At 61.6% G+C, this 16991-nt stretch carries 15 protein-coding genes; 5 read left to right on the top strand and 10 right to left on the bottom strand.

Annotated features, from left to right (window positions below; genetic code table 11):
- Positions 1-134: 134 nt before the first annotated feature.
- The 5 genes from PYR71_RS08005 (at position 135) to PYR71_RS07985 (ending at position 5776) form a co-directional block, all read left to right on the top strand.
- Positions 135-1040, top strand: a complete 906-nt coding sequence (locus PYR71_RS08005) for a dihydrodipicolinate synthase family protein (RefSeq protein ID WP_275618911.1) — start codon at positions 135-137, stop codon at positions 1038-1040.
- Between the two features lie 11 nt (positions 1041-1051).
- Positions 1052-2239: a sialidase family protein gene (locus tag PYR71_RS08000; RefSeq protein WP_275618910.1), complete on the top strand. Its 1188-nt coding sequence runs from the start codon at positions 1052-1054 to the stop codon at positions 2237-2239.
- Between the two features lie 345 nt (positions 2240-2584).
- Positions 2585-3718 carry an iron-containing alcohol dehydrogenase gene (locus PYR71_RS07995; RefSeq protein WP_275618909.1) on the top strand — a complete coding sequence of 378 codons (1134 nt, stop codon included), beginning with the start codon at positions 2585-2587 and terminating at the stop codon, positions 3716-3718.
- A gap of 30 nt (positions 3719-3748) precedes the next feature.
- Positions 3749-4735, top strand: a complete 987-nt coding sequence (pdxA, locus tag PYR71_RS07990; protein ID WP_275618908.1) for a 4-hydroxythreonine-4-phosphate dehydrogenase PdxA — start codon at positions 3749-3751, stop codon at positions 4733-4735.
- A 132-nt stretch (positions 4736-4867) separates the two neighbouring features.
- Positions 4868-5776: an alanine--tRNA ligase-related protein gene (locus tag PYR71_RS07985; RefSeq protein WP_275618907.1), complete on the top strand. Its 909-nt coding sequence runs from the start codon at positions 4868-4870 to the stop codon at positions 5774-5776.
- Between the two features lie 52 nt (positions 5777-5828).
- On the opposite strand, the gene glpK is transcribed toward PYR71_RS07985, so the two are convergent.
- The 10 genes from glpK to PYR71_RS07935 form a co-directional block, all read right to left on the bottom strand.
- Positions 5829-7331 carry a glycerol kinase GlpK gene (glpK, locus tag PYR71_RS07980; RefSeq protein ID WP_275618906.1) on the bottom strand — a complete coding sequence of 501 codons (1503 nt, stop codon included), beginning with the start codon at positions 7329-7331 and terminating at the stop codon, positions 5829-5831.
- Positions 7332-7482: 151 nt separating this feature from the next.
- On the bottom strand, positions 7483-9207 hold the full coding sequence (locus PYR71_RS07975; protein WP_097583662.1) for an ABC transporter substrate-binding protein: 1725 nt from the start codon (positions 9205-9207) through the stop codon (positions 7483-7485).
- A gap of 79 nt (positions 9208-9286) precedes the next feature.
- On the bottom strand, positions 9287-9568 hold the full coding sequence (locus PYR71_RS07970; RefSeq protein ID WP_275618905.1) for a DUF2160 domain-containing protein: 282 nt from the start codon (positions 9566-9568) through the stop codon (positions 9287-9289).
- A gap of 12 nt (positions 9569-9580) precedes the next feature.
- Complete coding sequence (locus tag PYR71_RS07965; protein ID WP_097583659.1) at positions 9581-10402, bottom strand: carbohydrate ABC transporter permease; 822 nt, start codon at positions 10400-10402, stop codon at positions 9581-9583.
- A gap of 12 nt (positions 10403-10414) precedes the next feature.
- Complete coding sequence (locus PYR71_RS07960) at positions 10415-11278, bottom strand: carbohydrate ABC transporter permease (protein ID WP_011427488.1); 864 nt, start codon at positions 11276-11278, stop codon at positions 10415-10417.
- Between the two features lie 3 nt (positions 11279-11281).
- Positions 11282-12352, bottom strand: a complete 1071-nt coding sequence (locus PYR71_RS07955; protein WP_275618904.1) for an ABC transporter ATP-binding protein — start codon at positions 12350-12352, stop codon at positions 11282-11284.
- 9 nt (positions 12353-12361) lie between these two features.
- Positions 12362-13456 carry an ABC transporter ATP-binding protein gene (locus tag PYR71_RS07950; RefSeq protein WP_275618903.1) on the bottom strand — a complete coding sequence of 365 codons (1095 nt, stop codon included), beginning with the start codon at positions 13454-13456 and terminating at the stop codon, positions 12362-12364.
- A 41-nt stretch (positions 13457-13497) separates the two neighbouring features.
- Complete coding sequence (gene glpD, locus PYR71_RS07945) at positions 13498-15012, bottom strand: glycerol-3-phosphate dehydrogenase (protein WP_275618902.1); 1515 nt, start codon at positions 15010-15012, stop codon at positions 13498-13500.
- Positions 15013-15123: 111 nt separating this feature from the next.
- On the bottom strand, positions 15124-15897 hold the full coding sequence (locus PYR71_RS07940; RefSeq protein ID WP_004673604.1) for a DeoR/GlpR family DNA-binding transcription regulator: 774 nt from the start codon (positions 15895-15897) through the stop codon (positions 15124-15126).
- A gap of 112 nt (positions 15898-16009) precedes the next feature.
- On the bottom strand, positions 16010-16927 hold the full coding sequence (locus PYR71_RS07935) for a DMT family transporter (protein ID WP_275618901.1): 918 nt from the start codon (positions 16925-16927) through the stop codon (positions 16010-16012).
- Between the last annotated feature and the right edge of the window lie 64 nt (positions 16928-16991).

Below are 16991 nucleotides of genomic sequence, written 5' to 3'. Positions count from 1 at the left end.
ATTTTGTCTTCTTGACAAAAGCGCCGCAATGGAAAAGTTCTTAGCACTCCATCGCAGATAGATGCATGACAATCGGGCGCAGTCGCGCGGTTCGGACACGGATCGGCAAGCCGGGACGCACTGGAGGAGGAGAAATGAGCCATCACAGGATCACCGGTGTCTTCAGCGCGGCGGCAACTCCGCTGACCGCAGACAACACCCCGGATCTCGCGCTTTTCACCGACCATTGCCAGCGGCTGCTGGCCGAGGGATGCCACGGCGTGGCCCTGCTCGGCACGACCGGTGAGGCCAATTCCTTCTCCGGCAACGAGCGGCGCGCCATTCTGGAAGCGGCTTTGAATGCCGGCATACCGGCCGACAGGCTCTTGCCGGGCACTGGCGTCGTCGCCATCCCCGAGACCGTGGAACTGACCCGGCACGCGCTGTCGCTCGGCGTCACCAAGGTGGTGATGCTGCCGCCCTTCTATTACAAGGGCGTCTCCGACGACGGCCTGTTCGCCGCCTATTCGCAAGTGCTGGAAAAGGTCGCCGACACGCGTCTGCGGGTCATTCTTTATCATATTCCGCAGGTTTCTGGTGTTCCGCTCTCCCTCCCGCTGATCGGCCGGCTGATTGCGGCCTTCCCGGAAACCGTCGTCGGCATCAAGGAATCGGCCGGCGATTTCAACAACATGCAGGCCATCATCGCCGCTCATCCCGGCTTTTCCGTCCTGGCCGGCGCTGATCCGCTGCTGCTGCCGCTGATGAAGGCCGGCGGTGCCGGCTGCATCACCGCCACCTCCAATCTCGTGGCGGATTCGCTCCGCACCGTTTACGATCATGTCCATGACGAGGCCCGTGCCGCCGATGTCGAGGCGGCGCAGGCGCGCATCAACGCCTATCGCACGCTTTCCAACTCCTACGTCCAGATCCCGACGATCAAGGCAATGGTCGGGCTGAAGAGGGGTAACCCCGCCTGGAAGCGTACGCGCGCACCGCTGATGCCGCTGAGCGAGGCCGACTATGCCGCACTCGCCGATAGCTACGCCAAGCTGCCTTGAGGAGATCCACCATGACATTTACCGGCCTGTCTCCGGAAGCCGTGCCCGCTCTGATGACCGGGACCGTCACCCCTCACCCCTCTATCGCCGGCCGCGCCGATGCCTACCTGCCCTCACCCTGCATCCAGAACCATGCAGCAAATCTCGCCTTTCTTCCCGACGGCACGCTGACCTGCGTCTGGTTCGGCGGCACAATGGAGGGCATGGGAGACATTTCGATTTACATGTCGCGGCTGGCGCCTGGCTCCCAGCGCTGGTCGGAACCGGAAAGGATGAGCGACGATCCTGAGAAATCCGAGCAGAACCCATTGATTTTCAGTGCGCCGGACGGAAAGACATGGCTGCTCTACACATCGCAGACCTCAGGCAACCAGGATGGCTCGATTGTCAAATGCCGTATATCGGATGACGGCGGCAAGACATTCGGCCCGGTCAACATCCTCTGCGGCAGTCCCGGTACCTTCGTTCGCCAACCGATCGTCGTCAACGATCGGGGCGACTGGCTGCTGCCGATCTTCCGCTGCGTCGGGCTTGACGGCCAACGCTGGAGTGGCGATGCCGATACGGCAGCGGTGCTGATCTCGCGCGACGGCGGCGCGAGCTGGCAAATGCGTGATGTTCCGGACAGTCTCGGCGCCGTGCACATGAACATTCTTCCGCTTGGCGGCGACGAGATGATCGCTTTCTACCGCAATCGTTTCGCCGAAACCATCCTTTCCAGCCGGTCGGCGGATGGCGGCGAAACATGGAGCCCGCCCGAGCCGACCGGACTGCCGAACAACAACTCCTCCATTCAGGCCACCGTTCTGAAAAATGGGGGGATTGCAATGGTCTACAACCATTCGAACGCGACGATGTCGGACGCGCGGCGGCAGTCTCTCTACGACGAAATCGAGGGTGACGAAGCTGGAAAGAGTCCTGCAATCGTTGCCGACGCCGGCCGCAAGGCGGTCTGGGGTGTTCCGCGCGCGCCGCTCAGCGTGGCGATCTCAAGGGATGGCGGCAGGACCTTTCCGGATCGCATGGATCTCGATACGGGCGACGGCTTCTGCCTCAGCAACAATTCCAAGGATTCGCTGAACCGCGAATTCTCCTATCCCTCGGTCATTGAGGGCAGCGATGGCACGTTGCATGTCGCCTACACCTATTACCGGCGCGCCATCAAATATGTGCGGCTCGCTCCGCAGGCGCTGCCGTAGGCAAGATGCGGCGTGGAATTGTAAATCCGCCTTCCGATCCGGCGTAATGCGAATGCGGGAACCGAGGAGATTGGGCGGCCACGCCGAGTATTTGACAACAGATTTGGCTCCCCACCACCGCCGCGACGGCGGCTGACCTTTTAACTGCCTGTTTGATCCGAAAGCATACTAAATATTTGATTTATAAGAATATATTGATGCAATGCGATCCGCTGAAACGTGTTCTGCCGCATGTTCGGCAATAAAATATCCCCGAGCCGGGAAAGCTGGCTTGACATTGATCTTACAACTTTACAATAAATGGGGTAACACTATCGCCGCAAGATCTTGCAGGAGGACTGGTTCATGGCCAGCTTGGATTCGCCAATCACGATCATTCGGCCGCATCTGATCGAATTCGGCATCGGCACGGCGGCAAAGCTCGGCAAATGGGCCGCGGAAAAGGGCTATAGGCGCACGCTTGTCATCTCCGACGCGTTCAATGCCTCGCGCATCGACCTGCTGGAATTAAAGGGCGAAGTGACGGTCTTTGCCGAAGTAACGCCCGAGCCGGATACGGCCAACCTCGAAAAAGTCCTGGCGGCGGCCAACGGCGCCGACGCCGAGCTGATCGTCGGCTTCGGCGGCGGCAGCGCCATGGATCTGGCAAAACTCGCTGCCGTTCTTGCCGGCTCGGCGCAGACGCTGCATGACGTCGTCGGCCCCAACAAGGTGCATGGGCCGCGCAAGGCAGCGCTTGCCCAGGTGCCGACGACATCGGGCACCGGCAGCGAGGCCGGTATCCGCGCGCTCGTCACCGACCCTAGGACAAAGGCCAAGCTTGCAGTCGAAAGCCTGCATATGCTGGCAGATATCGCCGTCATCGATCCGGCCCTGACCTTCAGCGTGCCGGCCCGCACCACGGCCGCCACCGGCATCGACGCCATGGCCCATTGCGTCGAGGCCTTTACCAACCGCAAGGCCCATCCGATGATCGATATCTACGCGATCGAGGGAACGCGGCTGGTCGGCAAATATCTCGCTCGCGCCGTCAGGGACGGCAACGACGCCGAAGCGCGCGCCGGCCTGTCACTGGCCTCGCTTTATGGCGGCTTCTGCCTTGGCCCGGTCAACACCGCCGGCGGCCATGCGCTCGCCTATCCGCTCGGCACGCGCTGGCATGTGGCGCATGGCGCGGCCAATGCGCTGATCTTCCCGCATGTTCTCGCCTTCAACACGCCGTCTGCGCCCGAGAAGACGAAAGCGGTGATGGCAGCGCTTGGATGTCAAACCTCGGAAAACTCAGGCTCCGTCTTCGATGCGGCCTACGCTTTCTGCGCCGGACTTGGCATCGAGATGAAACTGTCGGGCCTCGGCGTGGCGGAAAGCGATCTCGACGCCATGGCCGACGACGCGTTTGCCATCCGGCGCCTGCTCGACAACAATCCGCGCGACCTCACGCGCGCCGACATTCGCTCGATTTACGCGGCCGCCTTTTAGGCGACACGGTTTTCAGAAGGGACTTTGATCATGGACAGGAATGCGAAAGTCGCCGTCACGCTCGGTGATCCCGCCGGCGTCGGCCCCGAGGTGATCGCCAAGGCCCTGGCGGCTCTTCCGAGCGAAGAGCGCCGCGATTTCGTCATCATCGGCAATGTCGAAGCGCTGGAACGCGCCGACCGCGTCAGCGGCACCGGCCTGAAATTCGGGCCTGCCGATGCCCCCGGCGATGACAGGATCGCCGTCGATGAAGTTCCGCTCGGCGCGGCCCTCCCCGAAATCGGCAAGGTCAGCCCCGTCGCCGGCGATGCCTCGGTGCGCTACATCACCCGCGCCGTCGATCTCGCCATGTCAGGGCAAGCCGATGTCATCGTCACCGCGCCGATCAACAAGGAAGCGATGAACCTTGCCGGCCATCACCATGACGGCCATACCGGGCTGCTCGCCCATCTCACCGGTTCGAAAAGCTCCTTCATGCTGCTTGCCTCCGAGCGGCTGAACACCATCCATGTCTCGACCCATATCTCGCTGAAGGGCGCGATCGAACGCGCCAAGACCGAGCGGGTGCTGGCGACCATCGAAGCCGGCCACCATCATTTCCTGCGCCTCGGCAAGAAGGCACGCATCGCCGTTGCCGGCCTCAATCCGCATTGCGGCGAAAATGGCCTGTTCGGCACAGAGGACATGGAATTCCTGGCGCCGGCGGTCGAGCAGGCCCAGGCCAATGGCATCGACGTCGTCGGCCCGATCTCCGCCGACACGGTCTTCGCCCGCGCCTATAATGGCGCCTTCGACCTCGTCATCGCCCAATATCACGATCAGGGCCACATCCCGATCAAGCTCGTCGCCTTCGAAACGGCGGTCAACGTCTCGCTTGGTCTGCCGATCGACCGCGTTTCGGTCGACCACGGCACCGCTTTCGACATCGCCGGCACCGGCAAGGCCAACCACGTCAACATGCTCTCGGCCATCGCCTATGCGCGGCTGATGGCGCGCTCACCGCGGCAGGAGATGTGATCGGAGCGTCCGAGGAAACAAGAAGGGCGCCCAGGCCTCACGAAAACACAATATTCTACTACCGCCTCGTCAATAGACCGAAGAGACGGCGGTTCGTGAATGCTCGCCGACGCAAGTTGCCGGACAGGGATTATGTCGCTATCTTGCAGAAAGGCTCGAACAGCAAAGGAGGTTGCCTATGTCACAGCGGGACGCCTGATCCAGCACTATCAAGACTTCTGCCTTTCCAAGGGTATCAATTTCACACGCATTGATTCCGTACGGCCGCATGACGATACAACGCTCTTCTGCAGCGCTGGAATGCAGCAATACAAAGCCCTCTTCTCCGATCCCTCCTATAGTGGAACAGTCGCAAACAGCCAGGCTTGCCTGCGCATGGGCGACCTCGACGAGATCGGCGACGGAACTCATCTCCTCCATTTCACCATGCTCGGCCTTTTCTCTTTCAGGGAAATGACCGTCGGCAACGCCATCGACTTCTGGCTCGAACTTCTGGCAACGCTTGGCCTCGTGCCGGATCATGTGACGATCCATCCCGACCGTCTGGCCGAATGGACGCCGCTCTATGACGGGCGTGCGGCGATCGTTGCAGATCCGGAATGCATATGGAGTGATGGCAGCATCAGCGGATACTGCACCGAGTTTTACAAGGATGGTGTCGAAATCGGAAACATCGTCAATCCGCTTGGAACCTGCATCGACGTCGGCTTCGGCACAGAGCGTCTCGATATGATCGTCAACGGCACGCCGCCAGACGATGCGCTCGGGACATTGTGCGAGACGGTGCTGACAATCGTGGAAAGCGGCTACCGGCCTGGCAACAAGGAGCAGGGATACGTCCTGCGAAAACTGCTCCGTCGCATCCACAAGATGGGCGGCTCACTCGATCATCCCTTCTTCGCAGAAGAGATCGAACGCCAGCTGCGGCTCAGCGCTAAATATCTGCGCCTGCGCGACCGGCACCCGGATATGAGTCCCGGCTGGTGGTTCGACAACCATGGCATCGATCTCTCCGACATCGGTGAGACGATCGACGAATAGCGTGAACAGGCCTCCCGAGAAAACCGGGAGGCCTTAGCCGCTCCGTCCGTCGCTACCCCGCAGCGGTATCCGAAATCATCCGCGATACGGCATTTTTCCAGCCGATGATCTTGGCCTGACGCTCGCCCTCCTCGATCGACGGGCTGAAGCGGCGGTCGCAGGCCCAGGCTTGCGCAAACTCCCGCCGGCCGGGCCAGATGCCGGCCTTCGAGCCGGCAAGCCAGGCCGCACCAAGTGCCGTCGTCTCGCGGATCGCCGACCGGTCAACTGGATTGCCGGTCATGTCGGCCAGGCATTGCATCGTCCAGTCGGAAGCCGCCATGCCGCCGTCGACTCGCAGCACGGTTTCCAGCTGGTTGACACCCCAGTCCTTCTTCATCGCCACAAGCAGGTCGAGCGTCTGATAGGCGACGGATTCAAGCACGGCGCGGGCAAATTCCGCCGGCCCGCTGTTTCGCGTCAGGCCGAAGATCGCGCCGCGCGCCGCCGGGTCCCAGTAGGGCGCGCCCAGCCCGGTGAAGGCCGGAACGATATAAACCTGCTGTCCGGGATCAGCCTTGGCGGCAAGCACGCCTGCCTCGGACGCCTGCTCGATGATGCCGAGCCCATCGCGCAGCCACTGCACGGCGGCGCCGGCGATGAAGATCGAGCCTTCGAGTGCATAAGTGGTCTCGCCGTCGAGCCGGCAGGCGATGGTCGTCAGCATCCGGTTGGACGAGGAAACACGGTCCCGGCCGGTATTCAGCAAGGCGAAACAGCCGGTGCCATAGGTGGATTTCATCATGCCGGGCTCGAAGCAGGCATTGCCCATCGCGGCTGCCTGCTGGTCGCCGGCGACCCCGAGGATCGGAAGCGCCGCGCCGAAGAGAGCCTTGTCGACGCGGCCGAAATCGTCAGCGCATTCCTTGACCTCGGGCAGCATGGCAGGGGGAATACCGAGAATGCCGAGCAGTTCCTCGTCCCAGGCGCCGTCATCGATATTATAGAGCAGCGTTCGCGATGCATTAGTTGCATCTGTCGCATGCACGCGGCCGCCGGTTAGCTTGTAGATCAACCAGCTGTCGATCGTGCCGAAGCAGACATCGCCCTCTTCCGCCTTCTCCCGCAAGCCATCGACATTGTCGAGCAGCCAGCGCAGCTTGGTGCCAGAGAAATAGGGGTCGAGCAGCAGGCCGGTCTTGGCGGAAAACAGCTTCTCATACCCATCGGCTTTCAGGCTCTCGCACATTTCGGCAGTGCGCCGGTCCTGCCAGACGATCGCGCGGTGAAGCGGAGTACCCGACCGTCGATCCCAGACGACCGCCGTCTCGCGCTGATTGGTGATGCCGATCGCGGTTATGTCGACAGCGTTAAGACCGGCGTCGCCGATCGCCTTGCGCGCTGTGTCGACGACGGAGTGCCAGATTTCCGCGGCATCGTGCTCCACCCAACCAGGCTGCGGATAGTATTGCATGATTTCCGCCTGAGCGGAGCCTGCCATTTTCATGTCGCCGTCGAAGATGATTGCACGCGAAGACGTCGTGCCCTGATCGATCGAAAGAATATAGCCGCTCATATCCGTCTCCGGCTCGCACGAGATCGCTCCGCCTGCCGGCGATCGGCAGGACGCGGATGTTTCATGAGAGATAGATTGTGAGTGCCACGGGCTTGTCGCCGGTGGCAGGAAGTGATGGCCGGAGGCCTCGTTGCCTCCGGCCGGGTCCGCCTTACTTCTTCTGCCAGCTCTTGACGAGTTCGTCGTAGTTGACGGTGAGCGGCTTGTCCTTCTCGTTCTCGATCTTCAGCTGCGGAGCGAGGTTGCCCTTTTTCACCGCATCAGCGTTCCAATAAGCGAGATCATGCTCTTCGGCGAGCTTCGGGCCGATATCGCCCTGGACCTTGGCGCGTTCCAGGCGCTGCAGCACCTTTTCCTGCTCCGAGCAAAGCGAGTCCATGGCTTCCTGTGCCGTCTTGGCGCCGGAGGAGGCGTCACCGATTGCCTGCCACCAGAGCTGCGCGAGCTTCGGATAATCAGGAACGTTCGTACCGGTCGGCGACCACTGCAGGCGGGCCGGAGAACGATAGAACTCGATCAGGCCGCCGAGCTTCGGCGCGCGGTCGGTGAAGGACTTATGATCAAGCGTCGACTGACGGATGAAGGTCAGGCCCATATGGCTTTTCTTCACGTCGACGGTTTTCGAGGTGACGAACTGGGCATAGAGCCAGGCCGCCTTGGCGCGGTCGACGGGTGTGGACTTCATCAGCGTCCAGGAACCCGCATCCTGATAGCCGAGCTTCATGCCGTCCTTCCAGTAGACACCATGCGGGCTCGGAGCGAAACGCCATTTGGGGGTGCCGTCGGCATTGACGACTGGCAGGCCTTCCTTGACGAAATTGGCGGTGAAGGCCGTGTAGGTGAACATCTGCTGGGCAACTTCACCCTGCGAAGGCACCGGACCGGATTCGGAGAAGGTCATGCCCTGAGCGGCAGCCGGTGCGTATGCCTTCATCCAGTCCAGATATTTCTGGATGGAATAGACAGCGGCCGGGCCGTTGGTATCGCCGCCGCGAGCGACGCACGAACCGACCGGACGGGAGTTCTCATCGACCTTGATGCCCCATTCATCGACCGGCTTGCCGTTCGGAATGCCCTTGTCGCCGTTGCCGGCCATCGACAGCCAGGCATCGGTGAAGCGCCAGCCGAGCGACGGGTCCTTCTTGCCGTAGTCCATGTGGCCATAGACCTTCTTGCCGTCGATCTCGCGGCCGGTGAAGAACTCGGCAATATCCTCATAGGCCGACCAGTTGACCGGCACGCCGAGATCGTAGCCGTACTTCGCCTTGAAGTCGGCCTTGTTCTTCTCGTCGTTGAACCAGTCGTAGCGGAACCAGTAGAGGTTGGCGAACTGCTGGTCCGGCAGCTGATAGAGCTTGCCGTCAGGCGCTGTCGTGAAAGACTTGCCGATGAAGTCGTCGACATCGAGGCCCGGATTGGTGACATCCTTGCCTTCATTGGCCATCCAGTCGGTCAGCGAACGGGCCTGCTGATAGCGCCAATGGGTGCCGATCAGGTCGCTATCGTTGATATAGGCGTCATAGATGTTTTCGCCCGACTGCATCTGCGTCTGCAGCTTCTCGACCACGTCGCCTTCGCCGATCAGGTCATGGGTGATCTTGATGCCGGTTATAGCGGTGAAGGCGGGCGCCAGCACCTTCGATTCATAATCATGCGTGGTGATCGTTTCGGAAACCACTTTGATGTCCATGCCGGCGAAGGGCTTCGCGGCATCGACGAACCATTGCATTTCCTTTTCCTGATCGGCGCGGGAAAGCGTCGAGAGATCGCCGACTTCCTTGTCGAGGAAGGTCTTGGCCTCGTCCATCCCGGCATAGGCCGATGCCGTCATCGCCAGCAGCAGGCCTGCTGTCGTCGTCAATAAGTGCCGTCGCATAATATCCTCCCAGGGTTTGCGATTGCAGTCACATAGTCAGGCGGCCAAGGACCCCCGGCCATCTGTTTTCTCCTTGCCGTCACACGTAGCGGAAGACGCCGATGGCGTAGACCACGGAGAGGGCAAGAGCCCACCACAGGTTGGGCCCAGCGAGCCCAAGCCATGCAAGATGAATGAAAGCGCTGCCCAGCAGCGAAATGAAAAGCCGGTCGCCGCGCGTCGTTTCGAAACGCAGCACGCCCGTGCGCGGCGAGCCGCCCGGAGAAAAATACTCCCCGACGCTCATGGCGATCAGCAGCGCCAGGATCGTCAGGAAGAACAGCGCCGTCGGCAGCGTCCAGGCCATCCAGGAAAAGGTCATGTCCGGTCCTCCTCAGACGCGGCCCAGGGCAAAGCCCTTGGCGATGTAGTTGCGGACGAAATAGATGACGAGCGCGCCCGGAATGATGGTCAGCACGCCGGCAGCCGCGAGCACGCCCCAATCCAAGCCGGCTGCCGAAACCGTTCGTGTCATGATCGCCGAGATCGGCTTTGCCGCCGTAGTCGTTAGCGTGCGGGCCAGCAGCAATTCGACCCAGGAAAACATAAAGCAGAAGAAGGCCGCCACGCCGACGCCGCTCGCGATCAATGGAATGAAGATCTTGATGAAGAAGCGCGGGAAGGAATAACCGTCGATATAGGCCGTCTCGTCGATTTCCTTCGGCACGCCGGACATGAAACCTTCAAGGATCCAGACGGCCAGCGGCACGTTGAACAGGCAGTGGGCCAGAGCTACGGCAATATGCGTGTCGATCAGGCCGAAGGCCGAATAGAGCTGGAAGAATGGCAGTGCGAAGACCGCCGGAGGCGCCATTCGGTTGGTCAGCAGCCAGAAGAACAGGTGCTTGTCGCCGAGGAAGCGGTAGCGCGAGAAGGCATAAGCCGCCGGCAGCGCCACGGCAACTGAGATCACCGTGTTCATCACCACATAAATGATCGAGTTGATATAGCCGTTATACCAGGACGGGTCGGTGAAGATCACCGTATAGTTGTGCAGCGTCGGGGCGGCCGGCCAGAGCGTGAAGGCGCCCGTGATTTCGGCATTTTCCTTGAAGCTCATGTTGATCAGCCAGTAGATCGGAAGGAGCAGGAAGACGATATAGAGCGTCGGCACGAGCCAGGAGAGGCTGCCTGCGGGTTTATATTTTCTGGTCATGTCTGCTCCCCCTTAGCTCGCGTCGCTGCTGGTCATCACGGTGTAGAACACCCAGGAGAGCAGCAGGATGATGAGGAAATAGATGATCGACATTGCCGCCGCCGGGCCGAGGTCGAACTGGCCAACCGCCATCTTCACAAGGTCGATGGAGAGGAAGGTCGTCGAATTGCCGGGGCCGCCGCCGGTGACGACGAAGGGCTCGGTATAGATCATGAAACTGTCCATGAAGCGCAGCAGCACAGCGATCAACAGAACCCGCTTCATCTTCGGCAGCTGGATGTAGCGGAAGACGGACCAGCGCGAGGCGCCGTCGATCTTGGCAGCCTGATAATAGGCGTCCGGGATCGAAACCAGGCCGGCATAGCAGAGCAGCACGACGAGGCTCGTCCAGTGCCAGACGTCCATGACGATGACAGTCACCCAGGCGTCGACCGGATCGCGGACATAATTGTAGTCGAGACCGATCGCTGCGAGCGTATGACCGAGCAGGCCGATATCGACGCGTCCAAAAACCTGCCAGATGGTGCCGACGACGTTCCACGGAATGAGCAGCGGCAGCGCCATCAGTACCAGGCAGACCGGGACGCCAGGCCCCGACTTCGGCATGTTGAGGGCGATGAAGATGCCGAGCGGAATCTCTAGCGCCAGGATGATGAAGGAGAACAGCAGATTGCGCTGGAGCGCTTCCCAGAAGCGGTCGGAATGCAGCGTCTGGACGAACCAGTCGGTGCCGGCCCAGAAGAACTCGTTATTGCCGAACGTATCCTGCACCGAGTAATTGACGACGGTCATCAGCGGAATGACCGCCGAAAAGGCCACGAGCAGCAGCACCGGCAGCACCAGAAACCAGGCTTTGTTGTTCCACGTCTTCTGCATGGCTCAGGCCTCCCTGCCGACACGCCAGCTGTCGGCGTAGATGCTGATGGCGAACGGATCGAAGGTGACGCGGGCATCCGCGGGAATGTCGTCGTCTTCAGAGACGACGATCGCGATCGGCTGACCGGCGAAACGAGCGCGCACGATCTTCTGCCGGCCGATATCCTCGATCTTGTTGATTGTAACCGGCATGCCCTCCCGCCCGAGGCGGATGAATTCGGGGCGAATGCCAAGTTCGGTCTTCACCGCGCCATTGGTATTCGGCGCATAATCCAGCGTCACCACCTCGTCCCCGACCTTGACGGCGCTGCCGTCGATCTGCGCCGGCATGACGTTCATGCCGGGCGAACCAATGAAATAACCGACGAAGGTGTGGCTCGGCCGCTCAAAGAGCTCGGCCGGCGTGCCGATCTGGACGATCTGGCCGTCATACATGACGACGACCTTCTCGGCGAAGGTCAGCGCCTCGGTCTGGTCGTGGGTGACATAGACCATGGTGAAGCCGAACTGCTTGTGCAGCCGTTTCAGCTGCGAGCGCAGCACCCATTTCATATGCGGATCGATGACGGTCAGCGGCTCGTCGAACAGGATGGCGTTGACGTCGTTGCGCACCAGCCCGCGGCCGAGCGAGATCTTCTGCTTCTGGTCGGCGGTCAGCCCCTGCGCCTTGCGCTTGGCCCAGCCGGCAAGGTCGATCATTTCGAGAATGTCGCGCACACGCCGGTCGACATCGGCCTCGGCCACGCCCCGGTTGCGCAGGGGAAAGGCGAGATTGTCGTAGACGGTCATCGTGTCGTAGATAACAGGGAACTGGAAGACCTGGGCAATGTTGCGACTCTGCGTCGAAAGGTTCGTCACATCCCTGCCGTCGAAGAGAATGCGGCCATGCGAAGGCTGCAGCAGACCGGAGATGATGTTGAGCAGCGTGGTCTTGCCGCAGCCGGAGGGGCCGAGCAGCGCATAGGCGCCGCCGTCGTTCCACTCGTGATCGACTTCCTTGAGCGAATAATCCTTTTCCGTCTTCGGATTGGCGCCGTAGGCGTGGCGGATATGGTCGAGCGTGATGCGTGCCATGATGCTCTCCTATGCCTTTCCGGCTGCAGCGACAGTGCCGACCGCAGCGATGGCGCGGCCGTCCGCGCCGAAGGCCATCAGGTGGCGGGTGTCGAGAAAGGCCTCGATCTCGATGTCCGGATCGATGTCGTGAATGCCATGCGCCAGCATCACCCAGCGCACGCCATCATATTCCAGATGCACGAAGCTCTCCGAGCCGGTGATCTCGGAGACGAGCGTGCGCGCCTGCAGGCGGGCCGCATTGCCGGTCTGGGCCTGAAGGCCGAGATGATGCGGGTGAAAGGCGATCGTCACCGGCCCATTCGGCACTGCGGCCAGATGCGAAGGGACGGGAAGCGTGGCCCCGCTCGGGCGCGTGAAGATATCGCCCGATTTCGTCACGCCGAGCGTGTTCAGCGGCGGATCGGCGAAGATGCCGGCGCTGTCGAGATCGACAGGGCGCCGGTAGACGTCGATGGTCGGCCCGAACTGGATCACCCGACCTTGGTTCAGGGTTGCCGTATTGCCGCCGAGCAGCAGCGCCTCGGACGGTTCGGTGGTGGCGTAAACGAAGATCGCACCCGACTGAGCAAAAATCTTCGGCAGTTCCTCACGCAGTTCTTCGCGCAATTTGTAATCGAGGTTGGCAAGCGGCTCGTCCATCAGCACCAGGCTGGCATTCTTGACGAGCGCGCGAGCAAGCGCGGTGCGCTGCTGCTGGCCGCCGGAGAGGTTCAGCGGCGTGCGGTCGAGATAGGGCGTAAGCTTCAGAAGTTCGGCGGCCTTGCGCACGTCTCGGTCGATCGTGGTGGCATCCTTGCCCGAAATGCGCATCGGCGAGGCGATGTTTTCATAAACGGTCAATGCCGGATAGTTAATGAACTGCTGGTAGACCATGGCGACATTGCGCTTCTGCACCGGCATGCCGGTGACGTCGGCGCCATCGAAATGGACAGAGCCGGCGGTCGGACGGTCGAGCCCGGCCATCAGCCGCATCAGCGACGTCTTGCCCGACAGCGTCGGCCCGAGCAGGACGTTCAGCGTGCCGCGCTCGAGGACCAGATCGGTCGGATAGATGTGATAGTCCGCGCCCACCATCTTGGCGGCGTTTCGCAATTCCAGCATTCCCGTTCCCGTGCCTCCACGCAGCGGGGATCACACGCTGCCTATCCGGCCATCGCCGGCATGGCAGCCATGTACTCCTCCAGTGACTGAGCCTGCTCCTTCGAAAGGCGCAGACCATCCTTTGTTCTCCTCCACAGCACGTCTTCGGCGTGCCGGGCCCATTCATGTTCGACCAGATAGGCGACCTCGGCCTCGTAGAGATCGCCGCCGAACAACCGTCCAAGATCGTTGATGCCGCGGGCATCGCCGAGCAGCGTCTCGGCCCTGGTGCCGTAGCGACGCACCAGCCGGCGAGCGTGCTGATCGGCGAGGAACGGATAGCGCTGCTTCAGCGCGGCGACCTGCCCCTCATAACCGCGAACCGGGAAATTGCCGCCGGGCAGATGGCTCTTGGCCGTCCACGGAGCACCCTTGACGCCGATCGCAGCCCCGATCTTCTCCAGCGCGTGCTCGGACAGACGGCGATAGGTGGTGAGCTTGCCACCGAAAACATTGAGCAGCGGCGCGGTCTGCCCCTCGCCTTCCAGCTTCAGCACATAGTCGCGCGTCGCCTCCTGCGCCTTCGAAGCGCCGTCGTCATAAAGCGGGCGGACCGCCGAATAGGTCCAGACGATATCTTCCGGCCGCACCGGCTCCTTGAAATATTCCGACGCCGCATTGCAGAGATAGACGGTCTCCTCCTCGGAGATCCGGACATCCTTGGGATCGGCGGTATAGTCGCGGTCGGTCGTGCCGATCAGGGTGAAATCGCCCTCGTAGGGAATGGCGAAGATGATGCGATTGTCCGGATTTTGAAAGAAATAGGCGCGCGGATCGTCGAACTTCTTCTTCACGACGATATGGCTGCCCTGGACGAGGCGGACATTGTGAGCTTCGTTCTGACCGAAAGCGGAACGGATGACGTCATCGACCCAGGGGCCGGCGGCATTGACCAACATACGGGCCTGGTGGCTGTCATTGTGGCCGGTGACGGTATCGACAGTCTCGATATGCCACAGGCCGTTCTCACGCCTTGCCGAGACCACTTTGGTACGCGGCAGGATGGTCGCGCCCTTGTCGGCGGCGTCGCGGGCGTTCAGCACCACCATGCGGGCATCGTCGACCCAGCCGTCGGAATATTCGAAAGCCCTCGTAAACAGCGCCTTCAGCGGCTTGCCGGCCGGATCCTTGCGCATGTCGAGCACCGACGTCGCCGGCAGCAGCTTGCGGCCGCCAAGATGGTCGTAGAGGAAGAGCCCGAGCCGGATCAGCCAGGCTGGACGAATGCCGCCCTTATGATAAGGCAATACGAAACGCAGCGGCCAGATGATATGCGGCGCCATCGCCCAGAGGATCTCGCGCTCCATCAGCGATTCACGCACCAGCCGGAATTCATAATGCTCGAGATAACGCAGGCCGCCATGAATCAGCTTGGTGGCGCCGGATGAGGTGCCGGAGGCGAAATCGTTCATCTCCGCCAGCGCGACGGAATAGCCGCGCCCGACGGCATCGCGCGCGATGCCGCAGCCGTTGATGCCGCCGCCAATGACGAAAATGTCGTATATCTCCCGGCCCAATTGCCCCTCCGAGCCCTGCTGCTGATTTCGCATCGCACAAAATTTGCGCGATTGCGAAAGTGACATCAGTTAAAACGAAAGAAATACGAATGTCAAACGAATGTTGACACGTTATCGGGATCTGCTGTTTGTTTCGATCAGCTTCACATTGTTTTCCAGGCAGAGATTGCGGATCGACGGCACCGGACAGTGGTCGGTGATGAAGGTGTGAACCTGGGAGAGCTGGCCGATCCGGACCGGCGCGGTGCGTTCGAACTTCGTGGAATCGGCAACGAGAATGACGTGGCGGGCATTGGCGATGATCGCCTGCGCGACCTTCACCTCGCGAAAATCATAATCGAGAAGCGCGCCGTCGATATCGATCGCCGATGCGCCGATAACGGCATAATCGACCTTGAACTGGCGGATGAAATCGACCGCCGCTTCACCGACGATGCCGCCGTCCGAGCCGCGCACCACCCCGCCGGCGATCACGACCTCGATTGCCGGAAAGAGGCGCAACCTGTTGGCGACGTTGATATTATTGGTGATCACCATCAGCTCGTGATGATTGGCGAGCGCCTCGCCCACCGCCTCGGTCGTCGTGCCGATATTGATGAAGAGCGAGGCCCCGCTCGGGATCAATTCGACGGCCGCCATGCCGATCGCCTGTTTCTCCGAAGCGGCAATCTGGCGGCGCGCCTCGTATTTAACGTTTTCCGTTCCGCTCGGGAACGTCGCGCCGCCATGGATGCGGGTCAGCACCTGCGCATCGCAGAGATCGTTCAGATCCTTGCGGATGGTCTGCGGCGTCACCGAAAATCGTGAGGCGAGCTCTTCGACCAGAACCCGGCCGCTCGATTTTGCGATCGCCACGATTTCAGTCTGTCGGTCGGTCAAGAACATCGGCGCCCCTTTCGATCTGCTTTCGTTTTTAAAGAAAGCGAACGGCGGCGCAACGCCTATTTGTCGGCGGCGAGCTTTCGCCGCCGAATTTGGGGCTGGCGTCGCGGCGCCGTCACCGTTTCCGCATGATATTGACCACCAACACACCGAGGATCGCCATGGCGCCGCCAATCGCGCCGAGTGCCGTCGGCGTCTCGCCGAGCCAGACGAAACCGATCAGCGTTGCGACCGGCGGCACGCCGTAGAGGAAATTCGAAGCGCGACCTGCCGTCAGCCGCTTCAATGCGATTGCCCAGGTGAGATAGCCGATCGCGGTCGGGAAGATGACCAGATAGGCAACGCCCCAGTTGACCTCCGCCGGTGCGGCGGCCAGCGCGCGGACCGTCGCCGGGACGGCCGGAAACAGCGGCACGGAGCCGATCAGCAGGATCCAGGCGGTGACGGCAAGCGCCGGCAGTCGGCCGAGCAGCGGTTTCTGCAGCACGCTGGCGATCGCCGAGCAGAGCGCTGCGCCGAGGATCAGGACTGCATTCGGATCGAGCTTGAAGCCGTCATCCGAGGCGACCGCGATCAACGCCACGCCGCCGAAGGAAACTGCGGTGCCCGCCCAGCCCCAGCGGCCGAAGCGCTCGCCGAGCGCGAAGGTGGCGATGAGGGCGGTGAAGACGGGCATGGTATTGATGATGAAGCTTGCCGGTCCCGCCGCAACCGTCTGCTCGCCGGTGTTCAGTAGAACCGCATAGGCGGCGATGAAGAGTACGGCCGCAACGGAGAGGCGCAAGACGTCACGTTTTTCGGGCATCGGCCGATAGATGGCGAGGTAGATGAGGGCGAGCGCGCCGGCTGCCACATAGCGCGCCGTCGCCAGCTCGATCGGCGTCAGCGGTCCGAGGCAGATGCGGATCACCACGAAGGAGGAGGCCCAGAAGAGAATAGTGACGACGATCGCCGCAAAGGCAACCAGATCGAACCTGCCCTGCTCCTTCGCCGAAACCGGTGCGCTTGCCGCCATGCTCATTGTCGCCTCCATTGGTGTGTTGACCAAGGATTAAGCTGACGATGCGTGCTTGAAAAGCATCTCAATCGATGATCAA

The organism is Rhizobium mulingense, from assembly GCF_029194105.1.
GTDB classification, from domain to species: Bacteria; Pseudomonadota; Alphaproteobacteria; order Rhizobiales; family Rhizobiaceae; genus Rhizobium; species Rhizobium mulingense.
This window is presented reverse-complemented; position numbering and strand designations above follow the sequence as displayed.